Annotated in this window: 10 protein-coding genes; all 10 read left to right on the plus strand. The window is 55.3% G+C overall.

Features of this window, described 5'->3' with window-relative positions; all coding sequences use genetic code 11:
* Positions 1-721 precede the first annotated feature (721 nt).
* The 10 genes from HMPREF1121_RS00010 to HMPREF1121_RS00055 all read left to right on the plus strand — a co-directional run bounded on the left by HMPREF1121_RS00010 (position 722) and on the right by HMPREF1121_RS00055 (position 16,203).
* Positions 722-1,996 (plus strand): O-acetylhomoserine aminocarboxypropyltransferase/cysteine synthase family protein, encoded by a 1,275-nt coding sequence (locus HMPREF1121_RS00010; RefSeq protein WP_044114124.1) that lies wholly within the window; start codon positions 722-724, stop codon positions 1,994-1,996.
* Position 1,997: 1 nt separating this feature from the next.
* Positions 1,998-2,960 (plus strand): alpha/beta fold hydrolase, encoded by a 963-nt coding sequence (locus HMPREF1121_RS00015; protein ID WP_044114125.1) that lies wholly within the window; start codon positions 1,998-2,000, stop codon positions 2,958-2,960.
* Positions 2,957-5,389, plus strand: coding sequence for an aspartate kinase (locus HMPREF1121_RS00020; RefSeq protein ID WP_044114126.1), 2,433 nt, complete (start codon positions 2,957-2,959; stop codon positions 5,387-5,389). Before HMPREF1121_RS00015 ends, HMPREF1121_RS00020 begins: the two co-directional genes overlap by 4 nt.
* A gap of 411 nt (positions 5,390-5,800) precedes the next feature.
* Positions 5,801-6,361: a hypothetical protein gene (locus tag HMPREF1121_RS00025; RefSeq protein WP_044114127.1), complete on the plus strand. Its 561-nt coding sequence runs from the start codon at positions 5,801-5,803 to the stop codon at positions 6,359-6,361.
* 57 nt (positions 6,362-6,418) lie between these two features.
* Positions 6,419-7,789 carry a DUF389 domain-containing protein gene (locus HMPREF1121_RS00030; protein WP_044114128.1) on the plus strand — a complete coding sequence of 457 codons (1,371 nt, stop codon included), beginning with the start codon at positions 6,419-6,421 and terminating at the stop codon, positions 7,787-7,789.
* Between the two features lie 168 nt (positions 7,790-7,957).
* Complete coding sequence (locus tag HMPREF1121_RS00035) at positions 7,958-8,548, plus strand: membrane protein (RefSeq protein ID WP_044114129.1); 591 nt, start codon at positions 7,958-7,960, stop codon at positions 8,546-8,548.
* A gap of 380 nt (positions 8,549-8,928) precedes the next feature.
* Positions 8,929-10,818 (plus strand): molecular chaperone DnaK, encoded by a 1,890-nt coding sequence (dnaK, locus tag HMPREF1121_RS00040; RefSeq protein WP_044114130.1) that lies wholly within the window; start codon positions 8,929-8,931, stop codon positions 10,816-10,818.
* Positions 10,819-11,342: 524 nt separating this feature from the next.
* Positions 11,343-11,717 (plus strand): hypothetical protein, encoded by a 375-nt coding sequence (locus tag HMPREF1121_RS08850; RefSeq protein ID WP_232223696.1) that lies wholly within the window; start codon positions 11,343-11,345, stop codon positions 11,715-11,717.
* A gap of 524 nt (positions 11,718-12,241) precedes the next feature.
* Positions 12,242-14,836, plus strand: a complete 2,595-nt coding sequence (gene gyrA / locus HMPREF1121_RS00050; protein ID WP_044114131.1) for a DNA gyrase subunit A — start codon at positions 12,242-12,244, stop codon at positions 14,834-14,836.
* A 26-nt stretch (positions 14,837-14,862) separates the two neighbouring features.
* Complete coding sequence (locus HMPREF1121_RS00055) at positions 14,863-16,203, plus strand: tetratricopeptide repeat protein (protein WP_232223697.1); 1,341 nt, start codon at positions 14,863-14,865, stop codon at positions 16,201-16,203.
* The last annotated feature ends 96 nt before the right edge of the window (positions 16,204-16,299 follow it).

A 16,299-nucleotide genomic window follows, 5' to 3' on the forward strand; every position in this document is an offset into this window, starting at 1 on the left:
ATCGCGCATCAGCCATGGCGCGGTGAATACGTTCCCGGGCCTTGTACACACCGCCCGTCAAGCCATGGGAGTCTGGAGTACCTAAAGTCCGTAACCGCGAGGGTCGGCCTAGGGTAATACAGGTGACTGGGGCTAAGTCGTAACAAGGTAGCCGTACCGGAAGGTGCGGCTGGAACACCTCCTTTCTGGAGTTCTGAAAATGGGCTTTAGTATAGTTAGTGTAGTATGTACGTAAGAGATGAGTTAGGTGATTTTTCTGAATGTGCGTACTCGCTTCTGCTGTCATATCGATCTTCTCACCCATCGCGAGGCGGTGACTGGCTACCCAGCTGGTCACCGCCTCGCTTCGTTTTAGGGTAGCTCGTCAAGGCTTTCATTGGGAGCTATAAAGGGGGCTGCTTAGTGGCTGGGGGAGTCTCTACAGTGATATATAGCTTTCACAGTGCGGGAGGTTTGGCGCGTAGTTAATTTTTATTACCTTTGGTCCAAAGAAACTCAAGAAGAGAAGTATTAGATGAAGCGTACAGCGTACATGATGTCCATGATGATGATGATGCAGATGATGTCTGCGTCGGGCTCGTCACATCTGTACTTCGCATAGTCGAATCTCCAAGATATTACGTAAGCCCGTTGCAGTCCATGATTGCAGCGGGCTGTGCTTTTATAGCACCTCCCTATTTACTCCCCATTACTATTCACCCCACAAACAACGACGAAGACAATGAGCAAGAACGTATCTACCCTGGCCCTCCACCACGCTTTCGATCCCACTGCAAACTGTGGCTCCACTGCAGTGCCCCTTTATCAGGCGAATGCCTTCGCTTTTGATAGTACTGACCACGCTGCTGGGGTCTTTGACCTGCAGATCCCTGCCTACCTCTATACCCGCCTCAATAACCCCACGACCGACGTCCTCGAGCAGCGCCTGGCAGCCCTCGAAGGTGGTGTCGGTGCCATCGCTACGGCAAGCGGTATGAGTGCTATCGCTACGACGATCTTCACCCTGCTGCGTGCTGGTGACCATATCGTAGCCTCCTCCAGCGTCTACGGCGGTACGTACAATCTCTTGAGCGTCACGCTGCCCCGCCTCGGTATCACGACGACCTTCGTCGATGCCCAAGATCCTAAGAACTTTGAGGCAGCTATCCAGCCCAATACCAAGCTCGTCTATACTGAGACGCTGGGCAACCCCAAGCTCGACTTTGTCGATATCGCCGCTGTAGCTGATATTTCCCATGCTCACGGACTCCCCCTCGTCGTGGACAATACGCTGACGCCCGTACTCTGCCGACCCATAGATCATGGTGCTGACATCGTGATCTACTCGCTGACGAAGTACTTCTGCGGTAATGGTACGGCGATGGGTGGTGCAGTGATCGACTCGGGTAAGTTCGACTGGACGAACGGTAACTTCCCTGACTTCACCGAGCCCAGCCCAGGCTATCACGGTCTGCGCTACAGCGAGACGTTTGGCCCTGCTGCCTTCATCGTCCGTGCTCGTGTCGAAGGGCTGCGCGACCTCGGTAGCTGCCTGAGTCCCACGAATAGCTTCATCTTCATTCAGGGTCTTGAGACGCTCTCGCTCCGCATCCAGCACGCTTCGCAGTCGGCACTTGAGATCGCTCGTTGGCTCCAGAGCCAGCCCGAGGTCGCTTGGGTGAACTACCCTGGTCTGGAGTCAGATCAGCATCATGAGATCTGCGACCGCTACCTCAAGGGAGGCTTCGGCTGTATCATCACCTTCGGTCTGAAGGACGGCTACGAGGCTGCTAAGAACTTCGTCGATAATACGGAGATCTTCCGTATCGTGGCCAACCTCGGCGACACGAAGTCCCTCATCATCCATCCCAGCAGCACGACGCACCGTCAGCTCTCCGAGGAGCAGCAGCGCTCGGCAGGTGTTACCCCCGATCTGGTGCGCCTCTCCATCGGCCTCGAAGGTATCGAAGACCTCAAGGCAGACCTGGCTCAAGCTCTGAAGAAGGCGACGAAGTAAGATGCTGCACGAAGTCTCTATCCCCGACTTTCGCTCCGAGCGAGGTGAGTCTTATCCCGAGGTCGTACTGAGCTATGAGGTGGCTGGTCCACCTCTTGGCTCGGCGCCTCTGGTCCTCGTATGCCACGCCTTGACGGGCAACTCTACCGTCACAGGCGACGAGGGCTGGTGGAATAAGCTCATCAGCGAGGAGGGGGCTATCTCACCGACGCACTACACGATCCTCTCCTTCAATATCCCGGGCAACGCCTATGATGGGCGCGAAGCGGACGACCCCGAGGCCTTCGAGCTACGTGATGTCGCTCGTCTCTTCCTCCTCGCTCTGGAGGCACTGGGTGTGAAGGAGCTCTATGCCGTCATCGGGGCTTCGATGGGTGGAGCGCTGACGTGGCAGATAGCTTATCTCGCCCCAACGCTGGCGAAGCATATCTTCCCCATCGCTTGTGACTATCGTGCTTCGGACTGGCTACTTACGCAGACGCTTATCCAGAAGCAGATCCTCGCGCACTCTTCGCACCCGCTGGAGGATGCACGCATCCATGCGATGTCGTGCTACCGCACGCCCCAGTCGCTCAATGTGCGCTTCGCTGGTCAGCGTGATAGTCGGGGTACAGGCTCAGGACAGTACGACGTCGAGAGCTGGCTTCTCTACCATGGCGATGCCTTGGCACGCCGCTTCAAGCTCTCGGCCTACCATGTGATGACGCACCTGACCTCGACCATCGGGGTCTGCGAGGAGGTAGAGGCTCTTGCACGTATCCGCTCGGCCATCCATCTGGTCTCCATCGATAGCGACCTCCTCTTCACCCATGACCGTGCCGAAGCGACCTATGAGGCGCTGCGTGCGCTGGGTGCGGACGTGAGTCTCGCTGTCATCCACTCTATCCATGGGCATGATGCCTTCCTCATGGAGTACGAGCAGCTCAATCATATCATCCGACCTTACTTTCCTACTCACGTATGAAGATCTTGAAGTTCGGGGGGAAGTCCCTGGATAATGGTAGCGGCATCTTGACGGTGCTGGATATCATCATCGATAACTATCGCGCTGGCGAAGCTCCCGTCGTCGTGGTCTCGGCACGCGGTAAGAGCACTGATGCACTGCTCGCTCTTGCAGAGCAGGCTTGCGCTGGTGAGCCCTACGAAGCAGCCCTCCAAGCCTTCTGGGAACATCAGTGTCAGGATACTACGCTTCGCTTCGAGGCGGAGCGTGTGCAGCTGGAGCGCCTCCTCTCGGGGATCTCGCTCTTGGGTGAATGCTCTCCTCGTACTGTAGATGAACTCGTGAGCTATGGCGAAGTCCTCTCGTCGCAGTATGTCGCACAGGCGCTCAAGGATCGTGGCTACGAAGCCGTGGCGATTGACTCGGGTGACTTCCTCGTGACGGATGCCCACTACGGTTTGGCTTTGGTCTTTACCGAGGCTTCACGGGAGCGCTGTCGTGCGCTCTTTGCTGGGCTTCCTGCAGGAGTGATACCTATCGTCACGGGCTTCATCGCTCGTGATGAGGCTGGGCGTCGCACGACGCTTGGGCGCAATGGGAGCAACTACAGCGCAGCGCTCTTGGCAAATTTCCTTGAGGCTTCGCTGATGGAGAACTACACGCATGTCGATGGCATCTATACGGCCAATCCCAGTGTCGTAGCCGAAGCACGCAAGATCGACGAACTCTCTTATGCCGACGCGGCGGAGTTATCGCAGTTCGGCGCAGAGATCCTCCATATCAAGACGATTGAGCCGCTGCAGGAGCGGGGTATCCCACTGCGCGTGCTCAATACCTTCAGCTATGGCGAGGAGTCAAATGGGACGCTCGTCACGGCCCATCCACGTGATAAGGTCGTGCGTGCGCTGGCTTCGCTCTCGGGTAAGGCGCTCATCCACTTCGAGGGACGCAACATGCTTGGGCGCTCGGGGATCGATGCGCGTATCTTCCGCTCGTTCGAGGCGGCAGAGGTGAGTGTCAGCCTCATCGCTCAGGGCTCTACGGAGCGTGGTACGGCGATTGTCGTCGATGAGGAGGAGGCAGACCGCGCAGTGGAAGCCCTCGTGCAGGAGTTCCACCACGACCTCGAGACAGGTCATGTGACTAAGATCTATGCGGAGAAGGGGCTGGCAGTGGTCGCTATCATCGGGCTGAACTTATTGGAGTTCGACCGCCCCTATCGTGCTCTTGTCCGCAACCGCATCCTGCCTATCCTCCTCAGCAACTCGGTGCCGGAGAATACCCTCTGCCTCCTGGTGCGTGATGATGAAGAGCGTGAGAAGGCGCTGAAGGTCATCCACGGCGAGCTCTTTGAGCGTCCCAAGCGCATCCATCTGGCGGTCATCGGTCACGGTACGGTCGGCGGTGCTTTCATCGGGCAGATCATCCAGCAGCGTGAGCTCCTTATCGCGCAGAAGAACATTGACCTACGCATCTTCGCTATCGCAGACTCACGCCATCTTCTGCTTAGTCCTTCGGGTGCGGAGGCAGATTGGGCGACCGAGCTGGAGCGTGCTCCCTTCTCGGGTGACCTTGCCGAAGCAATCATCAGCTACGGACAGCGTCAGGCACTGGAGAATGTGATCCTCGTGGACAATACCTCGTCCCCTGTCATCGCCTCGCACTACGCATGCTATGCGGCTGAGGGCTTCGATATCGTCTCCTCGAATAAGAAGGCGAACATCGCACCCTATGCCGACTACAGCTACCTGCGGGATACACTCCAGCGTCATCGCCGAAGCTACCGCTATGAGACGAATGTCGGTGCGGGCCTCCCGCTGATCGACAACCTCAAGCTCCTGCACCTCTCGGGCGAACGGATTACACGCATTCACGGGCTCTTCTCGGGAAGCCTCAGCTATATCTTCAACCGCCTCACCGAGGAACCCGAGCGTTCGCTCCGCTCCATCGTCGAGGAGTCGGCACGCCTTGGTCTCACTGAGCCTGACCCACGTGAGGACCTCAGCGGAGAGGACGTAGCGCGCAAGGTGCTCATCCTCGTGCGTGAGCTGGATGTACCCGCCGAACTCTCGGATGTCCGCTGGGAGAATCCCGTGCCCGAGGCCTTGCGCTCGCTGAGTCTGGAGGACTTCTGGGCGCGCTTTGGTGAGCTGGAGGCTTCCATCGAAGCGCTACGTGCTACGGCTAAGCCCGATGAAGTGCTCCGCTATGTCGGGGATATTGTCTGGGATGATGTGCGTCAGGAGGCGACGCTCTCGGCGGGGCTCCGTCTCGTCTCCCGCACATCGCCACTGGGGCGCGTGAGTGGTGCGGATAGCTGCTTCGAGATCTACACGGAGAGCTATGGTAGCCAGCCCATCGTCATCCAAGGGGCGGGTGCCGGTGCTGCCGTCACGGCACGTGGTGTCTTCGGCGATGTCTTGCGCTTGGCAGAGGGCTACGAGAGCTAAGAGCTCCACATTCGCCCGCTCTTGATAGAGGGCGGTGCAGTACCTTACTATTTCTTGAGGGTGCGAACCTATATTGGTTCGCACCCTCTTCCTATATGAGTACGTGGGTAGAGCTATAGAGGATGGCGAAGAAAGCTATATAGCTTTGTGAAGTGGCCTCTATTAGGTTGTTGCTCTGCGTAGGGATAAAAGTTGTGGACGAGTGGCAGATAAGTTTGGGCTACGTACGTGGTCCTAATATCTACGTACGTGGATATTTGGATTTGCGTGCCTGGTCTTTAAGACTACGTACATAGATATGAGAAAACCACTACGGGAAGGCGCTTTTCCCTTCAAGAGAATGGCACTTTTTCTCTGCTGGAGCGAATGCCGTATCTTTGTGAACCCTAATTCATTATTTAGCAGAAGACGATGAGCGAACAGGAAGCTTACCTCGAGCGATATACAAGTGAACTTCAGCCCCTCTTACTTCAGCTTGCACAGCAGGAGGGGTTTCTTCGTGGTCCCCTCTTAGAGACGGTAGACCTCGACGAGCTGTGGCCCGCGCTGGCACAGCCCTATATGGCCAGTGCCGTGCCCGACTTCGAGCAGTACCCGCTGGTGTCGCTTGGCTGGATGACCTTCGTCGGTATGGCGATGGCTGTGCTGTGGGATGAAGACTGGCAGCGCTATCAGCCACTGGGTAGTGCGCTCTATATGCAGCTTCGTGATGCACGCGGCTGGGATGAGCTGGACGAATATGTGCTCGAAGATGTCCTCGGGATGCTCCGTGGCTCAGAGGAAGCTAAGCGCTATACCGACTTGGTGCGTCGCCTCGCAGAGCTGGCGCTTACGCAGCTCCGTCATGAGAATGCCGAGCCATCGAGCCCCATGGCATTCCAGCTCTATGCACGTACGCTCTTCGGTCTCTATCGCATCGGAGTAGCGCTGGGCTTGGCACGCTTGGGCTACAAGCTGACTCAGGCTAACTAAACTGGATGGGGGAGTGTGCTCCCCGAAAGTCAAAGTCACGATATAAATACAGAGCATATGAATACATTCGATCGAATAAGAGTTTATTTCAATCTACGCCCTGACCTCGAAGAGGAGCAGGCGATCATCGAGGAGGTAACCCGTGGGGTGTCCTTCCGTGGAGCTAATCTCTGGATTCTTATCGCAGCGATCTTCATCGCTTCGCTCGGGCTCAATGTCAATTCGACTGCCGTCATCATCGGTGCGATGCTCATCTCCCCGCTCATGGGACCTATCATCGGGATGGGGCTCGCTGTGGGGACGAATGACCTTGACCTGCTGAAGCGCGCGCTGAAGAACTTCAGTATCGCTACGCTTATCAGCGTACTCACCGCTATGGTTTACTTCTTCATCAGTCCGCTGGAGGAGGCGCAGTCGGAGCTGCTGGCACGTACTACGCCGACGATCTATGACATACTCATCGCCTTCTTCGGTGGTGCCGCTGGTATCATTGCCCTCTCGACTCGTGGTCGCGGAGGGAATGTGATCCCTGGGGTCGCCATCGCTACGGCACTCATGCCTCCGCTCTGTACGGCGGGCTATGGACTGGCGACGGGGCAGCTGAACTTCTTCTTCGGGGCCTTCTACCTCTTCTTCATCAATACGGTCTTCATCAGCTTGGCGACAGCTCTCGGGGTGCGTATGATGCGCTTCCACTATCATGAGTTCCTCTCGCCTGAGCGAGCTAAGCACGCCCGAAATATCCTGATGCTTATCGTCATCGCGACGACGATCCCTGCGGTCATGATGACGATCAATATCATCCGTACGAGCATCTTCGAGAATGGACTTCGTCGCTTCATCTCCTCTGAGCTGGAACAGCCCGGGACACAGATCCTCTCCTCGGGGACAGATGAAGCGACGAAGGAGCTACGTGTCATAGCCGTAGGACGAACGATCACGGAGGAGAAGCAGAAATCAGCATCGGAGAATATGGAGCACTATGGTCTCGGTGGCTATCAGCTCGCAGTGATTCAGAGGGGAGCTTCGGATAGCTTGCTGGCGCTCAGTAGTCAGCTGGCGCAGCGCGTCTACAGTCAGGAGAGCGAGTATCAGAAGCACCTCGAGCTCTCGGCTGATAATGCAGCACTTACCCAGCAGCTCAACGCCTATACCCGATGCGAGGAGGTGGCCGAAGCCATCCGCCCCGAGCTGGCGGTACTCTTCCCTGCCGTACGTTCGCTGAGCTTGGCACGTACTGTCGAGGTGCAGCGTGACACGACGGCTACCCGTCGCTTCGTCGCGGCGGTCTTTGCTGTAGACGACTCGAAGAGCTGGACTTCGGCCGATGCCACTCGCTTCCAGGAGTGGCTCAAGACGCGCCTCTCGGGAGATAGCATTGTCCTGCTTCCTCGCACACAGGCTGCTACTACGGCAGCTCGCCGATAAGGCTATCCCTTACCCGCCTCTTTGCGTAGAAGAGGAAGACAGTCCTCCCAAGCGGTATGCGCCGCTTGGGAGGACTGCTGTATATGGGTGAGCTATCCGCTCGTTGGGCGGTCTTTTGTACCTTTGCCCTACCATCTAACATTATTCATCTAAACTACTACAGTAGCTATGAAATTAGAATCTCTACGTGCTTGGGGCCGTCGGGCGCTGGTCGCTCTTCTCTTAGGCTCCGCTACTCCTCTTGTCGCACAGCAGTATTTCCCCAACGGAGATCCCTCTACGCCCGACGAACACGGTGCGCGCTGGGTCTTCGGTGGGCTCGTCTCCTTCTGGCAAGACAATAAGGCCAAGACTACGACATTTGACTTCTCCCCTGAGGTTGGCTACCTCTTCAATGAGAATTGGGGACTTGGAGTCGTCGGGACCTACCAGTATCAGAAGGGGAATGGTGAAAGCGAGAGCCTCTGGGCACTACGCCCCTTTGCTCGCTACTACTATATGCACCGCGAGCCTTTCAACCTCTATCTTGATGGTGGCTTCGGCTTCTCTACCTCTGGCGGTGTGAAGGGCTGGGAAGTGGGTCTGCGCCCTGGTGCGTGTGTCGACCTGACCAAGGGCCTGTGCCTGTGCCTGCGTCTTGGCTTCATCGGCTATCGTGATAAGTTCGGTGCTGGCGAAGAAGCTGGCCTCTCTTCCTCGGGCTTCGGCTTGCGCTTCGCTCCCGAAGAGCTGCAGATCGGTCTCGAGCTGGAGCTGTAATTATACTCCTCCCTCATAGCGTGCAGCGCGCCCCAGTGCTGATAGGTAAGTCCTGTCACACTGGGGCGTGCTGTATCTATACACGGGGGTAGAAGGGGGCGATGAAGAGAGTATGCCAGCCTCTCAGTGGTATAAATGACACGATGTGGTTGGGTGGGTGTGACAATTTGGCGCACTCTCGTGGCGTATGCTTTTTGGCACAGCCTTTGACTTAAGTAGGGCGTGAGTGTGAGTTGTTAGACTCCTCATAGGTGTCGCCCCTTGACCAAGTGCCTCCCTCGGTGAGGCAGTCGGCAGGCGGGCACCCTACGACGGAGGACGCAGCTGAAGCTCGGAAAGTAGAACAATAACAGAAACAAGATAAAAGACAAAAGAATATTATGGGAAAGATTATTGGAATTGACCTCGGGACTACAAACTCTTGTGTCTCCGTACTCGAAGGGAACGAACCTATCGTCATCGCTAACAGCGAAGGTAAGCGCACGACTCCCTCTGTCGTCGCCTTCATCGATGGTGGCGAACGTAAGGTAGGTGACCCCGCAAAGCGTCAGGCTATCACGAACCCCACGAAGACGATCTACTCGATCAAGCGCTTCATGGGTGAGACCTTCGAACAAGTGAAGGACGAAATCGCCCGCGTACCTTATAAGGTCGTGCGTGGTGATAACGACACGCCTCGTGTCGACATCGACGGCCGTCTCTACACGCCTCAGGAAATCTCTGCTATCATCCTGCAGAAGATGAAGAAGACGGCTGAGGACTACCTCGGTGCAGAGGTCACGGATGCAGTCATCACCGTACCTGCTTACTTCAACGACGCTCAGCGTCAGGCTACGAAGGAAGCTGGTGAGATCGCTGGTCTGAACGTCCGTCGTATCGTCAACGAGCCTACGGCAGCTTCGCTCGCCTATGGTCTTGACAAGAGTGACCGCGATATGAAGATCGCTGTCTTCGACCTCGGTGGTGGTACGTTCGATATCTCGATCCTCGAGCTTGGTGATGGTGTCTTCGAAGTACGCTCGACCAATGGTGATACGCACCTCGGTGGTGATGACTTCGACCACGTGATCATCGACTGGCTCGCCGACGAGTTCAAGGCTGATGAAGGTGTAGACCTCCGTCAGGATCCTATGGCTATGCAGCGTCTGAAGGAAGCTGCTGAGAAGGCTAAGATCGAGCTCTCCAGCACGACCTCTACGGAGATCAACCTCCCCTACATCATGCCCGTGGGTGGTGTGCCCAAGCACCTGGTACGTACGCTGACTCGTGCAAAATTCGAGCAGCTGGCTGACCGCCTCATCCAGGCTTGTGTCGCTCCCTGCGAAACGGCTCTGCGTGACGCTGGCCTCTCTAAGAGCGATATCGACGAAGTTATCCTCGTAGGTGGCTCTACGCGTATCCCTGCTATCCAGGAGATCGTAGAGAAGATCTTCGGTAAGGCTCCTTCTAAGGGCGTTAACCCTGACGAAGTCGTCGCTGTCGGTGCTGCTATCCAGGGTGGTGTCCTGACGGGTGAGATCAAGGATGTCCTTCTTCTCGACGTCACGCCTCTCTCTCTCGGTATCGAGACGATGGGTGGTGTCATGACGCGCCTCATCGATGCCAATACGACGATCCCCACGAAGAAGAGCGAGATCTTCACGACGGCTGTCGACAACCAGCCCGAGGTAGAGATCCACGTCCTGCAGGGTGAGCGTTCACTGGCTAAGGACAACAAGAGCATCGGTAAGTTCAAGCTCGAGGTAGCTCCCGCTCCTCGTCAGACGCCTCAGATCGAAGTGACCTTCGATATCGACGCTAACGGTATCCTCAACGTCACGGCTCTCGATAAGGCTACGGGCAAGCAGCAGAAGATCCGTATCGAAGCTTCCAGCGGTCTCTCTGACGCTGAGATCCAGCGCATGAAGGACGAAGCTGCTGCTAACGCTGAAGCTGATAAGAAGGAAACCGAGCGTATCACGAAGCTGAACCAGGCTGATAGTCTCATCTTCCAGACGGAAAAGCAGCTGAAGGAATTCGGTGATAAGCTCTCCGCAGACAAGAAGGCTGCTGTCGAAGCTGCCCTTGCTAAGCTCAAGGAAGCTCACTCAGCTCAGAATATCGAAGGTATCGACGCTGCTTCTGCTGAGGTACAGGCTGCCTTCCAGGCTGCAAGCGAAGAGATGTACAGCCACGCTAACGCTGCTGGTGCTGCTGATCCTGCCGCTGGTGCCTCCTCTCAGCCTGCTGGTGACAACATCACCGATGCTGACTTCGAAGAAGTGAAGTAAGACTCTCTTACTCCCGTCGCTGACGGATGAAACGGATAAAGGCGAAGACGCCACTGTCCTCCCCCTTGTGGGATGGGCAGTGGCGTCTTCTGTTTTACTGCCCTCGTGGCGGTGAAAAACGAACCAGTACTGGTCGACTCAGCGACCAGTACTGGTCACATATAGTTACCAGTACTGATCCGAAGCGTGACCAGTACTACTTCCCTCGGTGACCAATACTGGTCACTTTTTCTCCCTCAGAAGCCCGTTTTATATGCGCGCTCTCTTATGATTCAAATGCGTTGGCTATTTGCTTCGGAAAAAGCTGTATCTTCGGTTTTGGTTAGTGCTTGTGCTGCGTGGAAGACGCTGGGAAATACTTAGCGTCTAGCTAATAGATTTTTTCTTAGAGGCATTACGCTATCGCCACCTCTTGAAAAGGAGGCTTCCCCCTTTTGCGATAATATGTTTGCATTTACTTATCCTGGGGCTGGAGAATCCACCGAAAGACAGAAGCCTATATATGTTTAAGATACATTCAACGTATGATTAAAATTTTAAGCGACTTAGACTTAAAAGCAGATGGTGTATCCATCTACAATCGTAAATGGCAGCATGTTCACCTGAGACAAGGGGATATGGATGGGGCCTGTACGGTATATTCTGTGATGATGAACCTCCTGATATTGAAAGTTCTTACCCGTAATCAGGTCACGGACTTGAGTACTACATTTAAGGGGACTACATCTAAGGGTCGATTATACAAAGAGTTCTTTAAGGTTGAGGGGCTATGTAGAGATGGGTTCGTCTTTGCAGATATCAACGAGAAGCTTTCTCGCTCTTTTAGGAAAGAAGTGTCATCAGTCCCCAGGAATATGCCGCTACTCAGTCTGAGCAGGCTTTGTACTTGGAGGAGCTAAGAAGTGCTATTGACAGTGAGTTGTCTTTGATGACAGCGATATCTTTCAAAGGTGGAGCACATGCAGTTCTTGCTATAGGATATGAGGAAAAGGAAGGGGGCATTACGAAGGTGTTTTGTTTAGATCCAGGCTACCCTATAAGCAAGACTGCCTTATGGAATGCTGTGATAATGATAGATGAGGGTAAGGGGAAGTATTGTCATCTATATTACACAGAATCGGATGAGTACGGTGTGTATGTTGATGAGTCATTGAAAATCACAAGGAGATAGCTCCAGGGAAAAGTACGCTCATATTGGGCGTACTTTTCTTCTTTATAGTGGTATGACTCGGTTACTATATGGTCTCACAGTTCTTCGATGATTGATGGGGCTTCCCCCGCCGACTGATATTATAGGTGCATGGGTCCTGTATCCCTTGTGGCGATGCGGGTTATTTGCTCAAAAAGTAGTATCTTAGAGCCTTGGTAGTAGGTGCCTTTTGGCCCGTTGCTATCAAGGCTAAACTTACTTTTCAAAATAAGAATGCTGGATCGAGAAGACAGAATTATAGACATCAACATCGAGGATGAGATGAAGACTGCCTACATAGACTACTCTATGTCGGTCATCGTCTCACGTGCTCTACCCGATGTGCGTGATGGCTTCAAGCCCGTCCACCGCCGCGTACTCTATGCGATGAACGAGGATGGGAATACCTATGATAAGCCCACCCGTAAGTGCGCCAGCGCTGTCGGGCAGGTCATGAAGTACTACCACCCACACGGGGACTCCTCTATCTATGGGACGCTTGTACGTCTTGCCCAGCCTTGGAACCTCCGCTATCCTCTCGTCCAGGGGCAGGGGAACTTCGGGTCGATCGACGGGGACTCTCCCGCTGCGATGCGTTACACCGAGTCGCGCCTGAACCGCCTGGCCAGCGAGATGATCCGAGATATCGACAAGGATACGGTAGACTTCCAGAATAACTTCGACGACTCTACTGTCGAGCCCACCGTCCTCCCCGCTCGCTTCCCCAACCTTCTGGTCAATGGGTCAGCTGGTATCGCTGTCGGGATGGCTACGAACATGGCACCGCACAACCTCTCCGAGTCCATCGATGCCTGCGTGGCATACATTGACCACAAGGGGGATATTGATGCCGCTGGGCTGATCAACTATATCAAGGCTCCTGACTTCCCCACGGGCGGGATCATCTACGGCTATGCCGGGGTGCGTGAAGCCTTCGAGACCGGTCGTGGCCGTGTCGTCATCCGCAGCCGCTGCGAGATCGAGGAGCACAACAACCACGAGCGTATCATCGTCACCGAGATCCCTTATCAAGTCAATAAGAGCGAGCTGGTCAAGGCGATCGCTGACCTGATCAATGACAAGAAGATCGACGGGATCTCTGGTATCGCTGACGAATCGAACCGTAAGGGTATCCGTATCGTCATCGACATCAAGCGTGATGCAAACTCAGGCGTAGTGCTGAACAAGCTCTACAAGATGAGTGCGCTGCAGAGCTCCTTCAGCATCAATAATATTGCGCTCGTGAAGGGGCGCCCTCAGCTGCTGAACCTTCGTGACCTCATCGAGCTCTTCATCGAGCACCGTCACGATGTCGTCTACCGCCGTACGCAGTTTGAGCTGCGCAAGGCCGAGGAGCGTGTCCACATCCTCGAGGGCTTGATCATCGCTGTCGACAATATCGACGAGGTCATCCGCATCATCCGTGCGGCCAGTGAGCCTCAGGAAGCTATCGAGAAGCTTATGGAGCGCTTCTCCCTCTCGCTCATCCAGGCGCGTGCCATCGTGGATATGCGTCTGCGTGCCCTCACCGGTCTGGAGCGTGAGAAGCTGAAGGAAGAGTACGCTGCCCTGATGCAGGAGATCGAGCGCTTGAAGGCCCTCCTCGCTGACAAGGAGCTGCGTGCACAGCTCATCCGTGAAGAGCTCCTTGAGATCAAGGAGAAGTATGGTGACGAGCGTCGCAGCGAGATCATCTACACGGCTGAGGAATTCAACCCCGAAGACTTCTACGCTGATGACGATATGGTCATCACGATCTCCCACCACGGGTATATCAAGCGTACTCCGCTCTCCGAATTCCGCTCACAGGCTCGTGGCGGTGTCGGTGCTAAGGGTAGTGATACGCGCGACGAAGACTTCATCGAGTACATCTACTCGGCCTCGATGCACGAGACGATGCTGCTCTTCACCCAGATGGGGCGTTGCTATTGGCTCAAGGTATATGAGATCCCCGAAGGGGCTAAGAATGCCAAGGGTCGTGCACTGCAGAACCTCCTAAATATCGAGGCAGGCGACCGCGTCAATGCCTTCATCCGCGTGAAAAACCTGACGCGTGATACTGGGTTCGTGAACTCGCATTACCTCATCTTCTGCACCAAGCGCGGTACGATCAAGAAGACCCTGCTGGAGGCTTACTCTCGCCCCCGTGCTAATGGGGTCATCGCTATCAACCTCGTCGAGGGCGACCAGCTCGTAGGTGTCGGTCTGACGGACGGTGAGAGCGAGATCCTCATCGCTAATCGCAACGGTCGTGCAGTACGCTTCCATGAGTCCGCTGTCCGTGCTATGGGCCGCAATGCTACTGGGGTGCGTGGTATGACCCTCGACGATGACGGCCGAGACGAAGTCATCGGTATGCTCACCGTAGCGCAGGACACCGAAGAGACCATCCTCGTCATCAGTGAACAGGGCTATGGTAAGCGCTCCGTGGTAGAAGACTACCGCAAGACGAACCGTGGCACGAAGGGTGTGAAAACCCTCAACATCACGGACAAGACGGGCGAACTCGTAGCTATCCGTCCCGTGACCGATGAGCACGATCTGATGATCATCAACAAGAGCGGGATCACCATCCGTGTCCATGCTCGTGATATCTCCGTCCAGGGTCGTGCTACGCAGGGCGTGCGCATCATTGATCTGAAGAAGCGTGGCGATGAGATCGCCTCCGTATGCCAGGTCCTCTCCGAGGAAGACTCCGACGAGGAGGCTTTTGATGCAGAGTCTCTCCCCAAAAACGAATCCGCAACTCCAATCAGAGAAGAAGAGGGCACCAAGAGCGAGCTCCCACAAGAGCTCATTGACAGAGCCCTCGCCGAAGACAATCAATAACAAGACACACTAACACCTAAATGAAGATGAAGAAATTAGTTTGTGCCATCGCCGTAGGTCTCCTGACCTCCGCTGGAGCTTTCGCTCAGGTTGCTAATGTCAAGTCTGCTGAGAAGATCGCTTCTTCAGACAAGCCAGACCTCGCCGAAGCTCGCCGCCTCATCACCGAAGCACTCGCTAACGATGAGACGAAGAATGACCCCTATACGTGGTATGTAGCTGGTCTGATCGAAAACAAGGCTTACACCGAAGGTTTCAAGCAGGCTGCTATCGACCAGAACGCTGACCGTACGGCTATGTACACGGCGCTCACCGCCTCTGTGCCCTCTTGGCTCAAGGTCTATGAGCTCGAAAGCCAGCCCAACGATAAGGGTAAGGTCAACCTCAAGTACACGAAGAAGCTCCAGGAAGTCCTGCACAACGACTACCTCCAGCTCTTCAACGGGGGCGCTTGGTTCCTCCAGAGCAACAAGTACGCTGAGGGCGTCGACGCGCTTGAGAAGTTCCTCGATGTGAAGAAGGCTCCTCTCTTCGCTGAAGACAAGGATGTCGCTGCTATCGACTCCAACGCGATGAACGCAGCCTACTATGCTATCGGTGCTGCCAGCTCGCTCAAGGACTATGACCGCGTCATCTCCCTCTACAACCGCTTCGGCTCCTTCGCTCTCAACCCCAAGGATATCCATCAGTGGGTCATCTCTGCTTACTTCGCTAAGCAGGACACAGCAGGTGCTATCCCTGTCCTCATCGAAGCTGTCAAGGCTTCTCCTGAAGAGCCTTACTTCCTCGTGAACCTCGTCACCGCCTACCAGAAGGCAGGTAAGGACGCTGAGGCTAACAAGGTCCTCGACGATCGTATCGCTGCTAATCCTAATGATGCTACGGCTCTCCTCGTCAAGGGTTCGCTCGCAGAAGAAAAGGATCTCAAGGAAGCTCTCCAGTGGTACTACAAGGCTGCTAAGGCTGATGCCAACAACGCTAACGCTGTCGTCTACCTCGGTGCTGGCCTCTACACGGCTGCTGCTAAGATCTACGAGAACACGAATGTCACGGCTGCTATGGCCAAGACGGCTGATGACCTCCTCCGTGCTGCAGTACCTGCACTCGAGATCGCTTACAAGACGCGCCCTGACAACATCAAGGCTATGCTCAGCAGCATCTACTACCAGCTCAAGATGACCGACAAGCACAATGCTATCGAAGCTGGCACGCTCAACGTAGATGGTGCTACGCTGCCCGATATCACGGATCTCCTTCAGGGTCTTGACCTCACCGTCAACAAGGCCACTCCCGTAGTCGAAGAGCCCGCTGCACAGCCTGCTCAGAAGACCACGACGAAGAAGGCTCCTGCTAAGCGTCGCAAGTAATCCTCCGCGGATTCCTTAGAATATAAAAGTTAGCCCCCACATCCTCCGGTAGGATGTGGGGGCTAACTTTTTGTGCTTACGGGCTCTGTGTCGTAG

The organism is Porphyromonas sp. KLE 1280, from assembly GCF_000700805.1.
In the GTDB taxonomy this organism is placed as follows: domain Bacteria; phylum Bacteroidota; class Bacteroidia; order Bacteroidales; family Porphyromonadaceae; genus Porphyromonas; species Porphyromonas pasteri.

Excerpts from the sequence above, each read along its gene's own strand:
- gyrA (WP_044114131.1), top strand. The coding sequence starts at position 12,242 with ATGCTGGATCGAGAAGACAGAATTATAGACATCAACATCGAGGATGAG.
- HMPREF1121_RS00035 (WP_044114129.1), top strand. The coding sequence starts at position 7,958 with ATGAAATTAGAATCTCTACGTGCTTGGGGCCGTCGGGCGCTGGTCGCT.
- HMPREF1121_RS00015 (WP_044114125.1), top strand. The coding sequence starts at position 1,998 with ATGCTGCACGAAGTCTCTATCCCCGACTTTCGCTCCGAGCGAGGTGAG.
- HMPREF1121_RS00025 (WP_044114127.1), top strand. The coding sequence starts at position 5,801 with ATGAGCGAACAGGAAGCTTACCTCGAGCGATATACAAGTGAACTTCAG.
- HMPREF1121_RS00055 (WP_232223697.1), top strand. The coding sequence starts at position 14,863 with ATGAAGAAATTAGTTTGTGCCATCGCCGTAGGTCTCCTGACCTCCGCT.
- HMPREF1121_RS00030 (WP_044114128.1), top strand. The coding sequence starts at position 6,419 with ATGAATACATTCGATCGAATAAGAGTTTATTTCAATCTACGCCCTGAC.
- HMPREF1121_RS00020 (WP_044114126.1), top strand. The coding sequence starts at position 2,957 with ATGAAGATCTTGAAGTTCGGGGGGAAGTCCCTGGATAATGGTAGCGGC.
- HMPREF1121_RS00010 (WP_044114124.1), top strand. The coding sequence starts at position 722 with ATGAGCAAGAACGTATCTACCCTGGCCCTCCACCACGCTTTCGATCCC.
- HMPREF1121_RS08850 (WP_232223696.1), top strand. The coding sequence starts at position 11,343 with ATGATTAAAATTTTAAGCGACTTAGACTTAAAAGCAGATGGTGTATCC.
- dnaK (WP_044114130.1), top strand. The coding sequence starts at position 8,929 with ATGGGAAAGATTATTGGAATTGACCTCGGGACTACAAACTCTTGTGTC.